This is a genomic window from Actinomadura sp. 21ATH (assembly GCF_041951345.1).
Classification (GTDB): Bacteria; Actinomycetota; Actinomycetes; order Streptosporangiales; family Streptosporangiaceae; genus Spirillospora.
The window spans coordinates 513245-530340 of sequence record NZ_JBGNUR010000003.1 but is presented as its reverse complement, the minus strand read 5'-3'; the positions used below and the strand labels follow the sequence as shown (position 1 = coordinate 530340).

The 17096-nt window shown below is 75.2% G+C and carries 14 protein-coding genes; 7 read left to right on the top strand and 7 right to left on the bottom strand.

Annotation, left to right across the window (positions count from 1 at the left end; translation table 11 throughout):
* Positions 1-44 precede the first annotated feature (44 nt).
* Positions 45-971, bottom strand: coding sequence for a LysR family transcriptional regulator (locus tag ACA361_RS14660; protein WP_375012485.1), 927 nt, complete (start codon positions 969-971; stop codon positions 45-47).
* Positions 972-1071: 100 nt separating this feature from the next.
* Between ACA361_RS14660 and ACA361_RS14655 the strand changes: the two genes are divergently transcribed.
* From ACA361_RS14655 to ACA361_RS14635, 5 genes are all read left to right on the top strand, one after another.
* Complete coding sequence (locus ACA361_RS14655; RefSeq protein ID WP_375012484.1) at positions 1072-1953, top strand: FAD binding domain-containing protein; 882 nt, start codon at positions 1072-1074, stop codon at positions 1951-1953.
* Positions 1950-2429, top strand: a complete 480-nt coding sequence (locus ACA361_RS14650; RefSeq protein WP_375012483.1) for a (2Fe-2S)-binding protein — start codon at positions 1950-1952, stop codon at positions 2427-2429. The genes ACA361_RS14655 and ACA361_RS14650 overlap by 4 nt, the downstream gene beginning before the upstream one ends.
* Positions 2426-4804, top strand: a complete 2379-nt coding sequence (locus ACA361_RS14645; protein ID WP_375012482.1) for an aerobic carbon-monoxide dehydrogenase large subunit — start codon at positions 2426-2428, stop codon at positions 4802-4804. The genes ACA361_RS14650 and ACA361_RS14645 overlap by 4 nt, the downstream gene beginning before the upstream one ends.
* Positions 4801-5559, top strand: a complete 759-nt coding sequence (locus ACA361_RS14640) for an XdhC family protein (RefSeq protein WP_375012481.1) — start codon at positions 4801-4803, stop codon at positions 5557-5559. Before ACA361_RS14645 ends, ACA361_RS14640 begins: the two co-directional genes overlap by 4 nt.
* Positions 5560-5836: 277 nt before the next feature.
* Positions 5837-6814, top strand: coding sequence for a helix-turn-helix domain-containing protein (locus ACA361_RS14635; RefSeq protein ID WP_375012480.1), 978 nt, complete (start codon positions 5837-5839; stop codon positions 6812-6814).
* A gap of 34 nt (positions 6815-6848) precedes the next feature.
* On the opposite strand, the gene ACA361_RS14630 is transcribed toward ACA361_RS14635, so the two are convergent.
* Positions 6849-7736, bottom strand: a complete 888-nt coding sequence (locus ACA361_RS14630; protein WP_375012479.1) for an NAD(P)H-binding protein — start codon at positions 7734-7736, stop codon at positions 6849-6851.
* A 360-nt stretch (positions 7737-8096) separates the two neighbouring features.
* Here ACA361_RS14630 and ACA361_RS14625 point away from each other — a divergent pair, with 360 nt between their 5' ends.
* Both ACA361_RS14625 and ACA361_RS14620 read left to right on the top strand, forming a co-directional pair.
* Positions 8097-10256, top strand: coding sequence for a protein kinase (locus ACA361_RS14625; RefSeq protein WP_375012478.1), 2160 nt, complete (start codon positions 8097-8099; stop codon positions 10254-10256).
* Between the two features lie 13 nt (positions 10257-10269).
* Positions 10270-11709, top strand: a complete 1440-nt coding sequence (locus ACA361_RS14620; RefSeq protein WP_375012477.1) for a serine/threonine-protein kinase — start codon at positions 10270-10272, stop codon at positions 11707-11709.
* Here ACA361_RS14620 and ACA361_RS14615 read toward each other — a convergent pair.
* The 5 genes from ACA361_RS14615 to ACA361_RS14595 form a co-directional block, all read right to left on the bottom strand.
* Positions 11706-15005, bottom strand: a complete 3300-nt coding sequence (locus ACA361_RS14615; RefSeq protein WP_375012476.1) for a DUF4132 domain-containing protein — start codon at positions 15003-15005, stop codon at positions 11706-11708. The genes ACA361_RS14620 and ACA361_RS14615 overlap by 4 nt on opposite strands.
* 30 nt (positions 15006-15035) lie before the next feature.
* On the bottom strand, positions 15036-15416 hold the full coding sequence (locus tag ACA361_RS14610) for a DUF6463 family protein (protein WP_375012475.1): 381 nt from the start codon (positions 15414-15416) through the stop codon (positions 15036-15038).
* Entirely contained in the window at positions 15413-15985 is a 573-nt protein-coding gene (locus tag ACA361_RS14605; RefSeq protein WP_375012474.1) for a TetR/AcrR family transcriptional regulator, read from the bottom strand. The genes ACA361_RS14610 and ACA361_RS14605 overlap by 4 nt, the downstream gene beginning before the upstream one ends.
* A gap of 138 nt (positions 15986-16123) precedes the next feature.
* Complete coding sequence (locus tag ACA361_RS14600) at positions 16124-16744, bottom strand: ATP/GTP-binding protein (RefSeq protein WP_375012473.1); 621 nt, start codon at positions 16742-16744, stop codon at positions 16124-16126.
* Positions 16725-17093 (bottom strand): DUF742 domain-containing protein, encoded by a 369-nt coding sequence (locus tag ACA361_RS14595; RefSeq protein WP_375012472.1) that lies wholly within the window; start codon positions 17091-17093, stop codon positions 16725-16727. Before ACA361_RS14595 ends, ACA361_RS14600 begins: the two co-directional genes overlap by 20 nt.
* Positions 17094-17096 lie beyond the last annotated feature (3 nt).

Below are 17096 nucleotides of genomic sequence, written 5' to 3'. Positions count from 1 at the left end.
CCCCTCACGCGTCCGCTGAGGCGAGACACGCCACGAGTCGACCGTCAGCTCCAGAGGGTCACGTACACCGGGGGGCGGAAGCGGGACGGCGGGACGCCCGAGCCGGGGGTGCGCATCACGTGCAGGGCGTCGGCCGTCGCCAGGAAACGGCGGAACGAGCCCGCCAGCGCCGGCCGCCGGTCCGCCGGCAGCGTCGTGGCGTGCCAGCGGACCTCGACCGGCGTCGCCGGGGTGGCGACGACGGTCAGCTCCCCGCGCTGGACGCGCGGCGCCACCAGATGGGCCGGCGCGATCGCCAGTCCGTCGCCGTCGGCGGCCGCGGCCCACGCGGCGGTCTGGTTCGGGTACACGCGGACGCGGTCCTCGGGCACCTTGAGCCGGCGCAGCAGCGCGCTGGTCTCGCTCGCCGGGTCGGTCCCGGACGGGTCGACCAACCAGACCGGGCGCGGCGGCACGGGCCCGGTGCCCACGGCGACGAGCCGGGTGCGGAACACCGGCTCGCTGACCAGGCCGGGCTCGGCCCCGAGGTACGGCCCGAGCGCCACGTCGGCGAGCCGGTTGTGCAGCAGCACCGGCATCTCGCGTCGGGCGGCCACGCCGGAGCCGCCCTCGACCGGGCGGGCCGACCGGCGGGCGAACGCGTCCAGCAGGGGAGCGGCGACGAACTCGGCGACCGCCGCCGTCGCCACCACCCGCAGCGCCTCGGGGGCGCCGCGGGCGTCCCGTACCGCGCCCTCGGCCTCGGCGCCGAGCACCACCATCTGCGAGGCGACCGGCAGCAGCCGGGCCCCGCCCTCGGTCAGCGTCATCCCGCCCGGCCCGCGCACGATCAGCGGATCCCCCAGGTGGTGCCGGAGCGCGGCGAGCGCCTGCGACACCGCGGGCTCGCTGACGTCCAGCGCCCGCGCCGCCTCCTTCACCGACCCGAGCCTGGCCACGAGCACGAAGGCGCCCAGCTGGGTGAGAGTCACTCCTTCAGTGTGGTCTTAAGGGTTCGCTTATCCGGCCGTTGTGGCCGCCTGCGGCCGGGGCGAGAATCCGCACACCCGACCCCGCGCCGAAGGGATCGCCATGCAGGTTCCCGCCCGCTTCGAGTACGCGAAGGCGGCCAGTGTCGACGAGGCGCTCGCCTTGCTGGCCAGGTACGGCCCGGAGGCCAGGGTCGTCGCCGGCGGCCACAGCCTCATCCCGATGATGAAGCTGCGGCTGGCCGATCCCGAGGCGCTGGTGGACATCAACGACGTGGCGGAGCTGTCGTACGTCAGGGTCGAGGGGGACACGCTGCGGATCGGCGCGCTCACCCGGCACGCCGAGCTGCTGGACTCGGCCGTGGCGGGCGAGCACTTCCCGATCCTGCACGACGCGGAACGGGTGATCGCCGACCCGGTGGTGCGGAACCGCGGTACGGTCGGCGGCTCGCTCTGCCAGGCCGACCCGTCCGAGGACCTGTCGGCGGCGTTCGGCGCGCTGCGCGCCGAGGCGGTGATCCGCGGTCCGGGCGGGGAGCGCGCCGTCCCGGTCCGGGCGTTCCACACCGGCCCGTACGAGACGGTCGTGGAGCCCGGCGAGGTGCTGACGGAGCTGCGGGTGCCGATCAGGCCGGGAGGCTCCAGCGCGTACGAGAAGGTCGAGCGGCGCGCCGGGGACTGGCCGCTGGCCGCGGCGGGTGCCGTGCTGACGCTGGCGGGCGATCTGCGGATCGCCGAGGCGGGGATCGGCCTCACCGCCGTCCGCGCCGAGCACTTCGTCGCCGCCGAGGCCGAGGAGCTGCTGCGCGGCGCCGAGCCGTCGGAGGAGCTCTTCCGCGAGGCGGGCCGGGTGGCGGCCCTGCACTGCGACCCCGGGTCGGACCAGCGCGGCCCGGCCGACTACAAGCGGCATCTGGCCGGCGAGCTGACGACGCGCGCGCTGCGCCGCGCGTACCACCGCGCGATGGGAAGGGCCCGGACATGAAGATCACGGTGACCGTCAACGGGGAGCCGCGCACCGCCGAGGTCGAGCCGCGGCTGCTGCTCGTCCACTTCCTGCGGGACGAGCTGGGCCTGACCGGCACGCACTGGGGCTGCGACACCTCCAACTGCGGCGCCTGCGCCGTCTGGCTGGACGACGTCCCGGTCAAGTCGTGCACGGTCCTCGCGGTCATGGCGGACGGCAAGGAGGTCCGCACGGTCGAGGGCCTGGAACGGGACGGCGTGCTCGACCCCGTGCAGAAGGGGTTCGCCGAGTGCCACGGCCTCCAGTGCGGGTTCTGCACGCCGGGGATGCTGATGGTCTCCCGCTGGCTGCTGGACCGCGATCCCGACCCGTCCGAGGCGGAGATCCGCGAGGCGCTGTCGGGGCAGATCTGCCGGTGCACGGGATACGAGAACATCGTCCGCTCCGTGCGGTGGGCCGCCGATCATCCGGCCGAGACCGAGGTGACGTCATGACGGAGACGCGGGAACGCCACCACGGGTTCGGCCGGGTGCCGCGCAAGGAGGACGCCCGGTTCATCCGCGGCAAGGGCCGCTACGTCGACGACGTCAGGCTGCCGGGGATGCTGCACGGGGCGGTGCTGCGCAGCCCGCACGCGCACGCCCGGCTGGTCTCGATCGACACCACGGCCGCCGAGGCGCACCCGCGGGTCAAGGCCGTGATCACCGGTGCGACGCTGGCCGGGCTGGACCTGGCGTGGATGCCGACGCTGTCCGGCGACGTCCAGGCCGTGCTGGCGACCGACAAGGTGCGCTTCCAGGGGCAGGAGGTGGCGTTCGTGGTGGCCGAGGACCACTACGCCGCCCGCGACGCCCTGGAGCTGATCGACGTCGACTACGAGGCGCTGCCGCCGGTGATCGACGCGCGGCGGGCGCTGGACGAGGACGCCCCGGTCATCCGCGACGACCTGGAGGGCCGTACCGGCAACCGCGTCTTCGACTGGGAGGCCGGCGACGCCGGGCACGCGGAGCGGGTCTTCGCCGAGTCGGACGTCGTCGTCGCCCAGGACGTCCTGTACCCGCGCGTCCACCCGGCGCCGCTGGAGACGTGCGGGATCGTCGCGGACATGGACGGGGTGACGGGCAAGCTCACCGTCCACACCACGACGCAGGCGCCGCACGCCCACCGCACCGTGTACGCGCTGGTCGCCGGGCTGCCCGAGCACAAGATCCGGGTCGTGGCGCCCGACATCGGCGGCGGCTTCGGCAACAAGGTCGGGATCTACCCGGGGTACGTGTGCGCGATCGTCGGGTCGATCGTCACGGGCCGGCCGGTGAAGTGGATGGAGGACCGGTCCGAGAACCTGATGACGACGTCGTTCGCCCGCGACTACCACATGCGGGGCGAGATCGCCGCGACGCGGGACGGCCGGATCCGCGGCATCCGGGTGAAGGTGCTGGCCGACCACGGCGCGTTCAACGGCACGGCGCAGCCGACGAAGTTCCCGGCCGGGTTCTTCCACGTGTTCACCGGCTCGTACGACATCGAGGCGGCGCACTGCGCGGTCACCGGCGTCTACACGAACAAGGCGCCCGGCGGGGTCGCGTACGCGTGCTCGTTCCGCATCACCGAGGCCGCCTACCTGGTCGAGCGAATGATCGACATGCTGGCGCTGGAGCTGGGCGCCGACCCGGCCGAGCTGCGGCTGCGCAACCTGCTGCGGCCCGAGCAGTTCCCGTACGGCACCGCCACCGGCTGGGAGTACGACTCCGGCGACTACCCGCGCGCCCTCCGGCACGCGATGGACATCGCCGGGTACGACAAGCTGCGCGCCGAGCAGGCCGAGCGCCGCCGCGAGGGCACCGGCTCGCTGATGGGGATCGGCATCAGCTTCTTCACCGAGGCCGTCGGCGCCGGGCCGCGCAGGCACATGGACATCCTCGGCCTCGGCATGGCCGACGGCGCCGAACTCCGCGTCCACCCGACCGGGAAGGCCGTGCTGCGGATCTCCGTGCAGACGCAGGGGCAGGGCCACGAGACGACCTTCGCGCAGATCGTCGCGCACGAGCTGGGCCTGCCCGTGGACGATGTCGAGGTCGTGCACGGCGACACCGACCAGACGCCGTTCGGGCTGGGCACGTACGGTTCCCGCTCGACGCCGGTGTCGGGCGCCGCCACCGCCGTCGTCGCCCGCAAGGTGAGGGAGCGCGCCCGGATCGTCGCGGGCGCGATGCTGGAGGCGTCCCCTGATGACCTCGAATGGAGCCCGGGACGCTGGTCGGTACGGGGCGATCCGGGCACCGGCGTGACCCTGCAGGAGATCGCGATGGCCGCCCACGGCAGCGTCGAGCTGCCCGAGGGCGTCGAGGGCCATCTGGACGCGACGACGGTGTACGACCCGCCCAACCTGACGTACCCGTTCGGCGCGTACATCGCCGTCGTGGAGGTGGATCCGGGCACCGGGAAGGTGGCGGTCCGGCGGTTCGTCGCCGTCGACGACTGCGGCGTCCGGATCAACCCGATGATCGTGGAGGGGCAGGTGCACGGCGGCCTCGCCGACGGCGTCGGCATGGCGCTGATGCAGGTCATGGCGTTCGACGAGGACGGCAACCACCTCGGCGCCTCGTTCATGGACTACCTGCTGCCGACCACGATGGAATGCCCGTCCTGGGAGCTGGGCGAGACCGTGACGCCGTCCCCGCACCATCCGCTCGGCGCGAAGGGCGTCGGCGAGTCCGCCACGGTCGGCTCGCCCGCCGCCATCGTGAACGCGGTCGTCGACGCGCTCCGGCCGTACGGCGTCAAGCACGCCGACATGCCCCTGACCCCGGCGAACGTGTGGCGGACCATCCAGGGCCGCCCGTTCCGCACCGACCTGGCCATCCCGTGAACGAACTCGCCGAACGGCTCCGCTCCGAACGCACGCCGTACGTCCTGGCCACCGTGGTCCGCACGGAGAGGCCGGCGAGCGCCCGCGCGGGCGACCGGGCGCTGGTGCTGCCCGACGGCACCCTGGAGGGCTTCGTCGGCGGGTCCTGCGCCGCCTCGACCGTCCGCGCCGAGGCGCTGCGGCTGCTGGCCTCGGGCGAGTCGACGCTGCTGCGGATCACCGCCGACCCGGCGGGCGCCGCGTCGCTCGACGGCCTGGTGACGGTCGGGAACCCGTGCCTGTCGGGCGGCACCCTGGACGTCTTCCTGGAGGCCGTGATCCCGCCGGCGCTGGTGCAGGTCTACGGGGACGGCCCGGTGGCCCGCGCCCTCGCGGACGTCGGCGCGGCCGCCGGCTACGCGACCGCCCTCTGCGCGGGCCCGGCGGACCCCGTGGCGGCGGACGCGGCCGCCGTCGTGGCGGCCACCCACGGCCGGGACGAGGAGGAGGTCCTCCGCCGGGCGCTGGCCGCCGGGGTCCCGTACGTGGGGCTGATCGCCAGCCGTAAGCGGGGCGCGGCCGTGGCGTCCGCCCTGGAGAACGGCGACCGGGTGCGTACGCCGGCGGGGCTCGACATCGGGGCCCGGACGGCGGGCGAGGTCGCCCTCTCGGTGCTCGCCGAGATCCTCGCCCTGCGTACCGCCGCGGAACCCGCCCGTTCCGTCCGCCCCGCCGAGCCGGCCCGGCACGCGGGGTGCGAGGACCACCGCGGCTGAGGCGCGGGCCGCGGTCGGGCGCCCCGGTCCCGCCCCGGGGCCGGGGCGCTTCGTTCCGTGGACGGCCGAACCGCGTTCTTTCGTTTCGCGTGGTGACCGGGCGGGTGCGCCGGAGCGATTCTGGGCGCGACGGTACCGAGCGGCGGTCAGGAGGGGAGCGCCGGTCGGGACCGGGATCGGCCGCCCTGGCCGGCGACCGCCGCGGCGGTTTCGCTTCGCGGGCCGGCCGGGGTACGGTCACGGGCACGGAAGCGTCTGCGAGCCGCGGAGGTGCCCCGTGCCCACCGGTTCCGTGCAGGGCCAGGTCGAGCGGTTCGAGTTCGCCACGTCCGACCCGCTGCTCGCCCGGGAGTTCATGGACCGGGCGTACGGCGGGCGCCTCATGGTGCAGCGGACCCGCGAGAGCACCACGCAGGTGGGGCTGTCCCGCGCGGACGCGGGGGACTTCACCGTGAGCGACCTGAGGTTCTCGGCCGACCTCACGTTCCGGATGAGGGGCCAGGGCGCCGTCATCATCAACACCGTGTTCCGCGGCACCATCCAGCGCGACCGCCGCAGGGACGCCGACCGCTACGCGCCCGGCGACGTGTACATCGCCAACTACCCGGGGGCGGACTACCTCTCGCACATCCGCGACATCCGCACCTGCACCATCACCTTCCCGGCGGTCCTTCTCGGCACGGTCGCCGGGACGCCGCCGGGCGGGGCCGCCGCCCTGCCGAGGTTCCTCTCCCTGCGCCCTCTCGACGCCGCCGCGCGGGACCAGTGGAAGCAGGCGTCGGACCTGGCGGTGCGCACGCTCGCCAACCCGCGCGCGCACCAGCCCATCCTCCTGGGCAACACCGCCCGCCTGCTCGCCGCCACCGCGCTCGCGGCGTTCCCCAACACCGTGCTCCAGGAGGGGGACACGGGCGCCGACCGGTCCGACGCCGCCCCGGCCGCGCTGCGCCGCGCGATGGACTACATCGAGTCCCGCCACGCCGACCCCGGCATCACCCTCGCCGACATCGCCGCGGCCGCCGGCGTCACGCCCCGCACCCTGCAGTACGCGTTCCGGCGGCACCGGGACACCACCCCGATGGGCTACCTGCGGCGCGTCCGGCTCGCCGCCGCCCACGCCGACCTCCTGGCCGCCGGCCCCGATGCCACCGTCACCGCCATCGCCGCCCGCTGGGGCTTCCACCATCCCGGCCGCTTCGCCGCCGACTACCGCGCGGCGTACGGCCGGCCTCCGAGCATCACCCTCCGCGCCTGACCGCTCGGGACGGCCGGAGCCCGCCGGAGGCCCGTCAGGGCCGCCCGTGCGCGGCGAGCGCCGGGCGCAGGTGGGCGTACGCCCAGGCGGCGAGCGGGGTCGGGGTCGTGGTGACCAGGTCGCGGGGCTGCTCGGGGACGAGGTCGCGCGTTCCGGCGGTCATCCCGACCAGGGCCTCGACGGCGGCGGGCGGCAGCCCGGCCGCGAGGAGCCCCCGGCGCACGGTGGCGTCGTCGACGGTCTCCAGCCGTACGGGCCGGCCGAGCGCCCCGGTGAGGATCTCGGCGACCTGCTTGAACGTGAGGTCCTCGGGCCCGTGGACGGCCTGGACGAGCCGGCCCCGCCAGTCCGGGTTGAGCAGCCGGGCCGCGGCGACGTCGCCGATGTCGCGGGGATCGGCCCACGGCATGGGGGCGTCGGGCCGGAACGCGGTCGTCAGCACGCCCCGCGCCAGCCCGTCCAGCTCGAACAGCAGGTTGGTGAAGAAATAGGCGCACCGCAGGTGGAGCACGTCGGCGCCGGTGCCGTCGAACAGCTCCTCGATCCGGGCGAGGCCGTCGATGTGCCCGGCCCCGTGCCGCTTCTCCGCGCCGACGCTGCTCAGGAAGACGATGCGCGCGACGTCGCCGGCGCGGGCGGCGTCCGCGAGGCCGGCGGCGGTCCGCGCCGAGGTCCCGACCGGGTCGTCGGCGATGTGCGGTGTCGGGTCGACCCAGAAGACCGTCCGGGCCCCGGCCGTGGCCTCGCGGACGTACGCGGCGTCGGTCAGGTCGCCCTGGCGCACGTCCACGTGCCCGCGCGTACCGGCGTCCAGCCGCGCCGGGTCCCGGACCAGGACGCGCGGCCGCACGCCCGCCTGGATCAGCAGCCGGACCACCCGCGATCCGACCTGCCCCGTCGGAGTGGTGACGGCGATGGTCATGAAGATCCCCCTTCGGTCGTCGTTCCCCCGGACCGTACGGACGAACGCGGACAGGTGGTGACCTCGTTCGCCGGGCCGGCCGCGGCGTACCGAAAAGGACCGGGAATTCGATCATTTTCGATTCCGAATGGTATTTCCAATGCCGCCATGGAAAAGATCAGGCCGGCCGCGGCCGAAAGTGGACGGTGAATGGCGCGATCGTGCCCCCGGCTTGACCCCCGCATTCTTTGGCGCTCCACTGGTGATGCCCGCTTCCAGGGGTGATTCGGGTGCTTTTCGGCGCGGCCTGGGCCGCGCGCACGGGGGTCGCCGGAAAACGGCGACGATGATCTTTGCCTGCCCTAGTCAGGGGGACGCGGGATGAGCACGTGGCGGCTTGACGGGTTCACCGAGGTCGGCGAACTCGGTTCCGGGGCGCAGGGCCGGGTGGTGCTGGCCCGCCGCGACGACTCCGGCGCCTATGTGGCGATCAAGTACGTGTCGACGCGCGGCGGCCGCGTCCCGTCGCGGCACGAGGCGCGGCTCATGGCCGCGGTGGACGACGAGCACGTCGCCCGCGTGTACGAACTGGTCGAACGGCCGGACGGCGTCGCGATCGTCATGGAGGCGGTCGAGGGCGTCTCGCTGCAGCGGCTGCTGCACGCGCACGGGACGCTCGAACCCGAGGCGGCGCTGCTGGTCCTCAAGGGCTCCCTGCTGGGCCTGGCCGCCGCGCACGCGGCGGGCGTGGTGCACCGCGACTACAAGCCCGCGAACGTGATCGTCCAGGCAGACGGGGCCAGCAAGCTGATCGACTTCGGTACCGCGACGGCATCGGGGCACCGGTCGCTGTCCGGCACGCCCGCGTACATGGCGCCCGAGCAGTGGAACGGGGACCCGGCGACGCCCGCGACCGACGTGTACGCGGCGACGTGCGTGTTCTACGAGTGCGTGGCGGGGCGCCCCCCGTACGGCGGCGACGACGACATGGTGCTGATGGCGCAGCACGTGACCGCCGCGCCGCCGGTCGCGGGCGTGCCGGAGCCGCTGCGCGCGCTGGTCGCGCACGGCATGGCCAAGGAGCCGGCGCTGCGCCCGGGCGACGCCGCCGAGTTCGTGCGGGAGCTGGAGGAGGCGGCGCGCGCCGAGTACGGCGACGACTGGGAGCGCCGCGGGCTGCTGTTCCTCGCCTCCGCCGCGGGCGCGCTGGCCGCGCTGTTCCCGGGGGCGGCGGCCACCGGCACGGCCGGCGGCGCGATCGCCGGCAGCACGCTCGGCCGCAGCGTCCTGCACGGCGGCGCCCGGAGCGCCCGGCACGCGGGCAACCTGAGCCGCGTGCACGTGTTCGGCGGCGTCGCGGTCGCCGCCGCGGTCGTCGTCGGCGTCGCGACCGTGGCGCTGGTGTTCGGCGACACCAAGACGAAGGATCCGGTCGCGCTCGCCAAGCCCCGCCCGACGCCGGCGCAGACCGTGCCGCCGGCGGCGGACCCGCCCGCCCCGGACCCGGGCGACCCGTCGGACCCGCCGTCCGAGCCGCCGGCCACGCCCACGCCGTCGCCCGGCGCGACCTCGCCGTCCCCGGCCCAGGCGGCGCCCAGCCCGTCCCCGACGGTGATCGGCGCCCCGCCCGCGCCGGTCACGCCGCCCGCGACCACGGCACCGCCCGCGACGCCCGTGACGACACCGCCCGTCACGACGCCGCCGCCGACGACCGAGCCGCCGCCCGCCTGCCCGCGGGCGACGCGGCCGGCGCGGGCGTTCGGGCCGGTGGACGTGGGCGGCACGGCCACCGAGACGATCACGATCGAGTGGAACGCCTGCTACGACGCGTCCGGGATCCGGGTCACCGGCGCCGAGGCGTTCAGCACGACCGGCACGACCTGCCCGCCCGAGGAGGCAACGACCTGCACGGTCACGATCGCCTACAACCCCCGGACGACCACCAGCGACAGCGGCACGCTCGTCGTCCCGGACCGGGACGGCGAGACCGCCGTGACCGTGCCGCTCACCGGCACCGCCGTGGCCGCCGACTGCTTCCCGCACACCGACGCCCACGATCTGGGCGAGGTCGCGGTCGGCCGTACGGTCGAGCGGCGGTTCTCGTACCCGTGGCGGGTGTGTGACGACGAGCAGCGCATGACGGTCACCGGCGGAGGCGGCCAGTTCACGGTGACGCTGACCGAGTGCCCGCCGGCGAACGACGGCGGCCCCTGCTCGTACACCGTGCGGTTCACGCCGAGCGGGCCGGGCGCCCACTCCGCCACCATGGTCATCCCGAGCGACCAGGGCGGCCGCGCCGTGGACATCACGTTCACCGGCACGGGCGTCGGCGCGCAGACCCCGACGCCCGAGCCCGAGTCGACCGCCACCCCGCGCCCGGCCGGGACGGACGACGACCCCGCGCCGAAGCCGGAGGAACCGGCGGAGAAGCCCGAGCCCGCCCCCGAGACCACCAAGCCCGACCCGGCACCGGAGACGACCGAGCCACCGACGGCGGAGGAGCCGTCGCCGCAGCCCAAGGCGTCACCCACCGAGACCTAGGGACGGAGGCCGGATGCAGGAGGCCGAGGGGGCCGATCTCCCGGCGCGCGCCAGGCCGCTGCGGCCGGACGATCCGCGCACGATCGGGCCGTACACGGTGGCCGGGGCGCTCGCCGGGGGCGGCATGGGACGGGTGTTCCTCGGCCGCGGCCCGGACGGCGCGCTGGTCGCGATCAAGGTGATCCGGGCGGAGCTGGCCGGGGAGCCGGAGTTCCGGGCGCGGTTCCGGCGGGAGGCGCGCAGCGCGATGCGGGTACCGCGGTTCTGCACCGCCGAGGTGATCGCCGCCGATCCGGACGCGCCCGAGCCGTACCTGGTCACCGAGTACATCGACGGCCCCACCCTGGAGGAGGCCGTACGGGCGGACGGCCCGCTGCGCGGCGCCGACCTCGACCAGCTCGGCGTGAGCATCGCGGCGGCGCTGGCCGGGATCCACTCGGCCGGGATCATCCACCGCGACCTCAAGCCGGCCAACGTCCTGCTGTCGCGCACCGGGCCGCGCGTCATCGACTTCGGGGTGGCGGGCGCCGCCGGCGCGACCCGGTTGACCGGTGACGGCACGATCCACGGCACGCCCGCGTACATGGCGCCCGAGCAGCTCCAGGCGCGGCCCGAGCCCGCCTCGGACGTGTTCTCGTGGGGCGGGGTGATGCTGTTCGCGGCGACCGGGCGGCGCCCGTTCGGCGGGGCGACGCTGCCGGTGATGGCGGTCCGGATCATGGAGGAGGAGCCCGACCTCGGCGGCCTGACCGGCGCCCTGCGGGACGCGGTCGCCGCCGCGCTCGGCAAGGACCCCGCGGGCAGGCCGACGCCCGCGCGGCTCCTGGAGATGCTCCGGACGTCCGGCGAGGACCTGGCCGTGCGCACCCGCGCCGAACGGGCGATCGCCGTCACGACCCGGACCGACCCCGCCGCCGCGGAGCGGGAGCCGGAGCCGCCCGGCACGGTGCCGGCCGGGACCGTGCCGCCGGGGACCGGGCTGCCCGAGCCCTGGCAGACCACCTGGACCCCGCCGCCGTCCAGGTCGCGCGCCCGCCGCCGCAGGCGCCGCCGCGCGCTGTGGGCGCTGACCGTGCCGGCGAGCCTCGCACTGATCGCCGGCGGCGCCGCCTGGTCGCTGCGCGAGGCGCGGACGCCGGAGCTCGCCGTCACCGGCGTGGACGTGCGGGCCGGCCGGCCCGCCCTGGGCTGCGACGCCGAGGTCCAGGTGACCGGCGTCCTGACCACGAACGGCGCGCCCGGGCGGATCGTCTACCAGTGGAAGCGCAGCGACCAGGAGGACCCGGACCCGCCGCTCCAGCAGGACATGGCCGGCGGCCGCGCCCACGCCACCGTCCACCTGGACTGGGACGTCAAGGGAACGGGCACGCGCACGTTCACCGCGACGCTGACCGTCCTGAACGGCCCGCCGATGCAGGGCTCGGCCTCCTTCACCTACTCCTGCGAGGACTAGGCGGAGATGCGGACGAGGTCGTGGATCGCCTCGCTCATGGTGACGGGGTCGACGTCGCCGAGGGGGATCGCGTTCACCGGCTCGCGGGCGGGGGCGGGGCCGGCCCAGACGGCGGTGTACCGCTGGTCGTCGCCCTCGCCGTACATGTAGTTGGCCAGCCCGGGGCTGATGCCGGCGACGACGTAGCGCCCGGCCGGGTCCCGGCGGGCGATCCACGGGTCGTACCCCTCGCCGCCCTGCCAGTCGCCCTGCGACAGGCCCTTGACCTTGCCGTACGGCGCGACCCGTCCCACCAGCCGGTCCAGGGAGGTCGCGGCGCGCTCCCCGTCCGTCAGGACGTGGACGGGCCGGCCCAGCTGCGGGAACGGCTGGAGGATCTCGTAGTCGGCGAAGACCTCCGACCAGGCGGCCAGCGCGTCGCCCAGGTGGATCGGGTGCGCGAGGCCGATGCGGGACGAGGCGGGCGGGTCGAACGCGTCGTCCTCCACGTCGGCGAACGTGCGGTCCTCCGCGACCCGGAACGCGGTGGTCCGGCCGTCGTGCTCGGCCAGCCAGACCAGGCGCCGCACGAGGTGCCAGAGGAGGGGATGGCGCAGGAACACGTCCCGGAACTCGTCGGGGTCCCAGCGGCGCCCCCGCACCATCGCCGCCTCCAGCCTCCTGATCTCCTCCTCGGCGATCGTGCGGACGTCCTTCTTCAACCCGTTGAAGAGCGCGTGCGCGGCGGGCGCGAGATCGGGGTCGTCGGTCGGCTGCGGCTTGGGCAGGCTCTTGCGCGGCCTTCCCTTCTCGTCCACCACGAACGGGCGGAGCTGCTCGTCGAAGCCGGCCTCGAAGCGGCGCGGCCCGTAGTCGAACGTCATGCCGCCCTCGGCGTCCAGCCCGAAGTCCGGAACGGCCCGGTCGGCGAGCTGGTCGTTCGTCAGGCCCCGGGCGGCGGCGATCTCCTCGACCCGCTGCAACGCCTTGGCCTTCAGGCCCTTGTACCTGCCCTTGCGCGCGAGCGCGTACAGGTGCGTCAGCGCCACGTCCGAGCCGATCCCGGCGAGCACGTCCAGCCCGGCCACGGCGCGGGCGGTGCCGCTCTCGCCGGGCCAGCGCCGGATGAGCGGGGAGAGGCGGCGGACGGTGGTGTCGTCGCCGACCAGGCCGAGCTGGGCCATCGCCCAGTTGTCCTTGGACGCGCCGCCGGAAGCCTGCCAGTGCTGGAACAGCGCCCAGGAGAACTCGGCCAGCGACACCGGATCGCACAGCTCGCGGACGACGCCGAGCCCCGCGTACTCGTCGTCGAGCCTGGACATCGCGAGCATGGTGAGCAGGTGGCCGGTCGCGGCGGCGGGCAGTGCCGTACGGCGGCCGCGCAGCAGGACCTGCGGCAGCTCCGCCGGCTCCACCCAGGTGACCTTGGGGATCCGGGCGGGCAGCACCTCCAGCGGATCGAGCTTCAGCAGCGCCTCGACGGCGGGGCCGGCGTCCCCGGCGGCCCTGACGACCGCCGCGTCGCCGTGCTCGGCGGCCAGCGCCCGCAGCGCGCCCTCGGCGGCGCGGCGCTCCGGGCCCGCCTTGCCGAACGCGGCCGGGAGCAGCAGCGGCACGGCGGCGGCGCCGTGCCGGCGGAACCAGCGGCGCGCGGTCGTCCGCGCGCTCTTGGACCGCGCCAGCCAGCGCGCCATCGTCCGGGCCACCTCGGCGTCCAGGTACGGCAGCAGCATCTCGCCGTGCCGGCCGGGAGAGTGCGCGGTCGCGCGCAGGGCGAGCGGGAGCGCCTCCAGCCCGTACCGCGCGATGACGGGCGGCAGCCAGCTCCCGGCCCAGGTCATGTTCTCGGGGGCCCACGTCGCCGCCACGAGCTCCCAGTCGATCTCCTGCGGGCCGGACGTCCACCACGGCGGCCGATGGACCCGTTCCCAGGCTTCGCGCTCGCCCGGCTCCCACACCATGGCCGGCTCCGGGAACGGCGGCAGGTCCGGCACGGGCGCCTTCTTCGCCGCCGCCCGGCCGCGGCGCGTCCAGGACGGTGCGGCCAGCACCTCCGGCAGGTCCTCGGCGTCGGGCACGGCGGCGCGCGGCAGGAGCGGCTCGGCGTACCCGCGGATCTCCGGCGGCAGCCGGTCCGCCAGGCCGGGGTCGGCGCGGAGCCGGGCCCGGAGGAGGGCGGCGGCCACCGGCGCGGCCGTGGTCTCGCCCGCCGCGACCGGGCCGAGCATCCGCATCGCCCGTACGGGAAAGCGCTCCACGGCCAGCCGCAGCGCGGCGTTCGCGTCCTTCTGGCCGAACCGTTCCAGCAGCGCCCGGAACGCATCGTCCGAAGGCACCATCGCCAGCGACGCGATGAGAGCGCGGACCCGCTCGTCGTCCTGCTCGTAGTTCGGCACGGCCCTGACCAGGAGGGGTGCCACGGCCGGGCCGAGGGCGTCGAGCATGGTGGCGATCACGTCCGCCGGCAGGTCGTGCCAGCCCGGCGAGTACCCCGTCGCGCGGAGCCGGTCGAGCTGCTCCGCCGAGGACAGCGAGCACAGGAGCAGCGAGATCGAACCCGTGCCGGTGCGGCCGATGTCCCCGATGCACTCGTCCGTCCACGCGTGCTCGGCCGGGACGAGGTAGGCGGCCGTCAGCCGCTGCTCGCCGGAGGCCCGGTGCCCGGCCAGCCGCTCCACGGCCTCCCGGTACTCGTCCTCGCCCGCCGCCGCCAGCAGCGTGCGGAGCCGTAGCCGGAACGTCCGGTCGTCGAGCCACCACCGGCTGGGGTTCTCCTGCGGTCCGGCGCGCCGGATCCCGCCGTGGTGCATGTACCGGGACGCCGGATCCCGGACGGCGTTCACGGTGAAGCCGATGCCGCGACCGAGGCCGTGGAGGGACGCGCGGGGAGTCACCCGCAGTGGCTCGACACCGAGGCGGATCTCGGAGAGCTCGGTGAACGCGCAGGCCGCGAACGGCAGCCCGTGCTCGCCGGCCCAGGCGTCCACGACGGCCGCCTTGAGGGCCTCCGCGCCGATCTCCCGCCCCGCGTCCTTGTCGACGAGGATCGTCGCGACGGCCGCCGCGCCCAGCGGGTCGGGCTCGCCGCGCAGCCAGCGGCGCACGGCCTCGCCGGGCTCCTCCTGGGTGTGCTCGTTGCCCAGCATCGCCTCGATCAGCGGCATGGCCCCCGCGGTGGCCTCGCGGAGGATCCGTACGGCGTCCGGGTCGATCCCGGCGGGCGAGGCGGGCGAGGGCGGGGCGGCGGCGCCGCGGCGGGGATGCACCAGTGCCCGCCACTCGCCGGGCGGTCGTACGACGTTCTCGGCCTCGGTCATGACCCCGCACGGTACGGGCGGGGTCCGACATCAGCCGCTTCCGGCCGTGCCGCCCCGGCGGTGCGCGGCCAGGGCCAGCAGGCCCAGGAGCAGGACGAGCCAGCCGCCGGACGCGGGCATGACGACGGCCATCGTGCCGCCGACGGCCAGCAGGTAGAGGGCGGTCTGGAGCGGGACGCGGCCGGTCGCCCGGACCTCCTTGAGCGCGAACGTGCCGATCGCCAGGAAGCCGATGCCGGAGTAGAGGAACCACAGGGCGACCTCGCGCTCGGCGTCGCCCTGGACGCCGTCCACGATCCCGGCCCGGGCGATGTCGCCCCAGGCGCCGGGCATGGTCGCGAACGCGTACACGGTGTGGACGCATGCGGTGGCGATGATCCCCCAGGGGGTCCAGCGGGTGATGGCGTTCATGACGGCGTTCCCTCCTGGGCGGCGAGCCGGATGCCGAGTTCGAAGACGCCGCGCAGGTCGGGCGCGGGCAGCGGCGGGATGATGTGCGAGCCGCCGATGGTGATCAGGTAGAAGAGGTTCGCGATCCGCTCCGCCGCCTCGGCGTCGCCGCTGTGGTCGAGCCACAGGGCGCGCAGGTAGCCGACGCGGGCGCGGTCGACGCGTTCCTGGAGGGCGCGGGCCTCGGCGTCCTGCTGGGCCCAGGCCCGTACCGCGACCTCCAGTTCGGGGCCGTGGTCCGCGTCCGAGACGACCAGCTCCATCAGCCGTTCGAGCCTGGCCATCGGGGACGCGTCCGGGTCCCGTTCGGCGAGGTCGATCAGCCGGGTCGTGCACACCTCCTCGAAGTGCGCCAGCAGGGCGGTCTTGTAGCCGGCCATGCCGCCGAAGTGGTGGTAGAAGGAGCCCTTGGTCAGGCCGAGCCGCTCGGTGAGCCGCTCGATCGTGACCGCGGGGGCGCCGTGCCCGGCGAGGATCTCCAGGCCGGCGTCCAGCCAGTCGTCGCGCTTGGTCCGTCCGCTCGCTGCCATCCGGTTCCATTCCATACGGTTTGGTATGGCACGAACATACCAAACCGTATGGGTGGACGCCCACGGCGGAACGGTCACCGTCCGGGGCCGGCCGGGGCGCGGCGCCGCGTTCACCGTCCGCCTCCCCGCCGGCGGCGGTCAGCGGTCGCGCTCGGCCTCGCCCAGAACGTGCTCGACCATCGTGATCAGGACCTCCTTGGCCGACTCGCGCCGCCGCACGTCGCACATCACCAGCGGCACGTGGTCCTCCAGGTCCAGCGCGATCCGGACGTCCTCCGCGCGCTTGCGCTCGGCGCCGTCGAAGCAGTTGACCGCCACGACGAACGGCGTCCCGCGGTCCTCGAAGTAGTCGACGGCCGGGAAGCAGTCGGCGAGCCGGCGCACGTCGGCCAGCACGACCGCGCCCACCGCGCCCAGCGCCAGCTCGTCCCACATGAACCAGAACCGCTGCTGGCCGGGCGTGCCGAACAGGTAGAGGATCAGGTCGTCCTGGAGCGTGATGCGGCCGAAGTCCATGGCCACGGTCGTCTGGGTCTTGTCGCCGACGCCCGCGGTGTCGTCCACGCCGAGGCTGCGGTCGGTCAGCGTCTCCTCGGTGCGCAGCGGGCGGATCTCGCTGATCGAGCCCACCATCGTCGTCTTGCCGACGCCGAACCCGCCGGCGATGAGGATCTTCGCGGTGATCGGGCGGCCGCCGCCCGGCGCGGGGGGAACCTCGGCATGGCCGGAGAGGGCCGTGTCAGAGGGCGCGTAGTCCATGCAGCAGTTTCCTTAGTACGAGCTCGTCCGGCCGGTCGCCCGTGGGCGTCGGCCGCAGCACGCGGAGCAGGTTCTCGTCGCGGAGGTCGTCGACCAGGACGCGGACCACGCCGACCGGCAGGTCCACCTCGGACGCCAGGTCGGCGAACGTGATCGGCTTCTGGCAGAGCCCCAGCAGCAGCCGGTGCTCGGGGTCCAGCCGCAGCCGGGGACTGACCGGGATGCCGGTCGACTCCAGCACCACGATGAGGTCGAGGGCGTCGCCGCGCGGCCGGGTGCGGCCCCGCGTGACGGTGTACGGGCGGACGACGGGACCGGCGTCCTGGTCCAGCCAGCGGTCGGAGTTCATCCC

Excerpts from the sequence above, each read along its gene's own strand:
- ACA361_RS14610 (WP_375012475.1), bottom strand. The coding sequence starts at position 15,416 with ATGAACGCCATCACCCGCTGGACCCCCTGGGGGATCATCGCCACCGCA.
- ACA361_RS14615 (WP_375012476.1), bottom strand. The coding sequence starts at position 15,005 with ATGACCGAGGCCGAGAACGTCGTACGACCGCCCGGCGAGTGGCGGGCA.
- ACA361_RS14630 (WP_375012479.1), bottom strand. The coding sequence starts at position 7,736 with ATGACCATCGCCGTCACCACTCCGACGGGGCAGGTCGGATCGCGGGTG.
- ACA361_RS14605 (WP_375012474.1), bottom strand. The coding sequence starts at position 15,985 with ATGGCAGCGAGCGGACGGACCAAGCGCGACGACTGGCTGGACGCCGGC.
- ACA361_RS14655 (WP_375012484.1), top strand. The coding sequence starts at position 1,072 with ATGCAGGTTCCCGCCCGCTTCGAGTACGCGAAGGCGGCCAGTGTCGAC.
- ACA361_RS14595 (WP_375012472.1), bottom strand. The coding sequence starts at position 17,093 with ATGAACTCCGACCGCTGGCTGGACCAGGACGCCGGTCCCGTCGTCCGC.
- ACA361_RS14625 (WP_375012478.1), top strand. The coding sequence starts at position 8,097 with ATGAGCACGTGGCGGCTTGACGGGTTCACCGAGGTCGGCGAACTCGGT.
- ACA361_RS14620 (WP_375012477.1), top strand. The coding sequence starts at position 10,270 with ATGCAGGAGGCCGAGGGGGCCGATCTCCCGGCGCGCGCCAGGCCGCTG.
- ACA361_RS14645 (WP_375012482.1), top strand. The coding sequence starts at position 2,426 with ATGACGGAGACGCGGGAACGCCACCACGGGTTCGGCCGGGTGCCGCGC.
- ACA361_RS14650 (WP_375012483.1), top strand. The coding sequence starts at position 1,950 with ATGAAGATCACGGTGACCGTCAACGGGGAGCCGCGCACCGCCGAGGTC.
- ACA361_RS14600 (WP_375012473.1), bottom strand. The coding sequence starts at position 16,744 with ATGGACTACGCGCCCTCTGACACGGCCCTCTCCGGCCATGCCGAGGTT.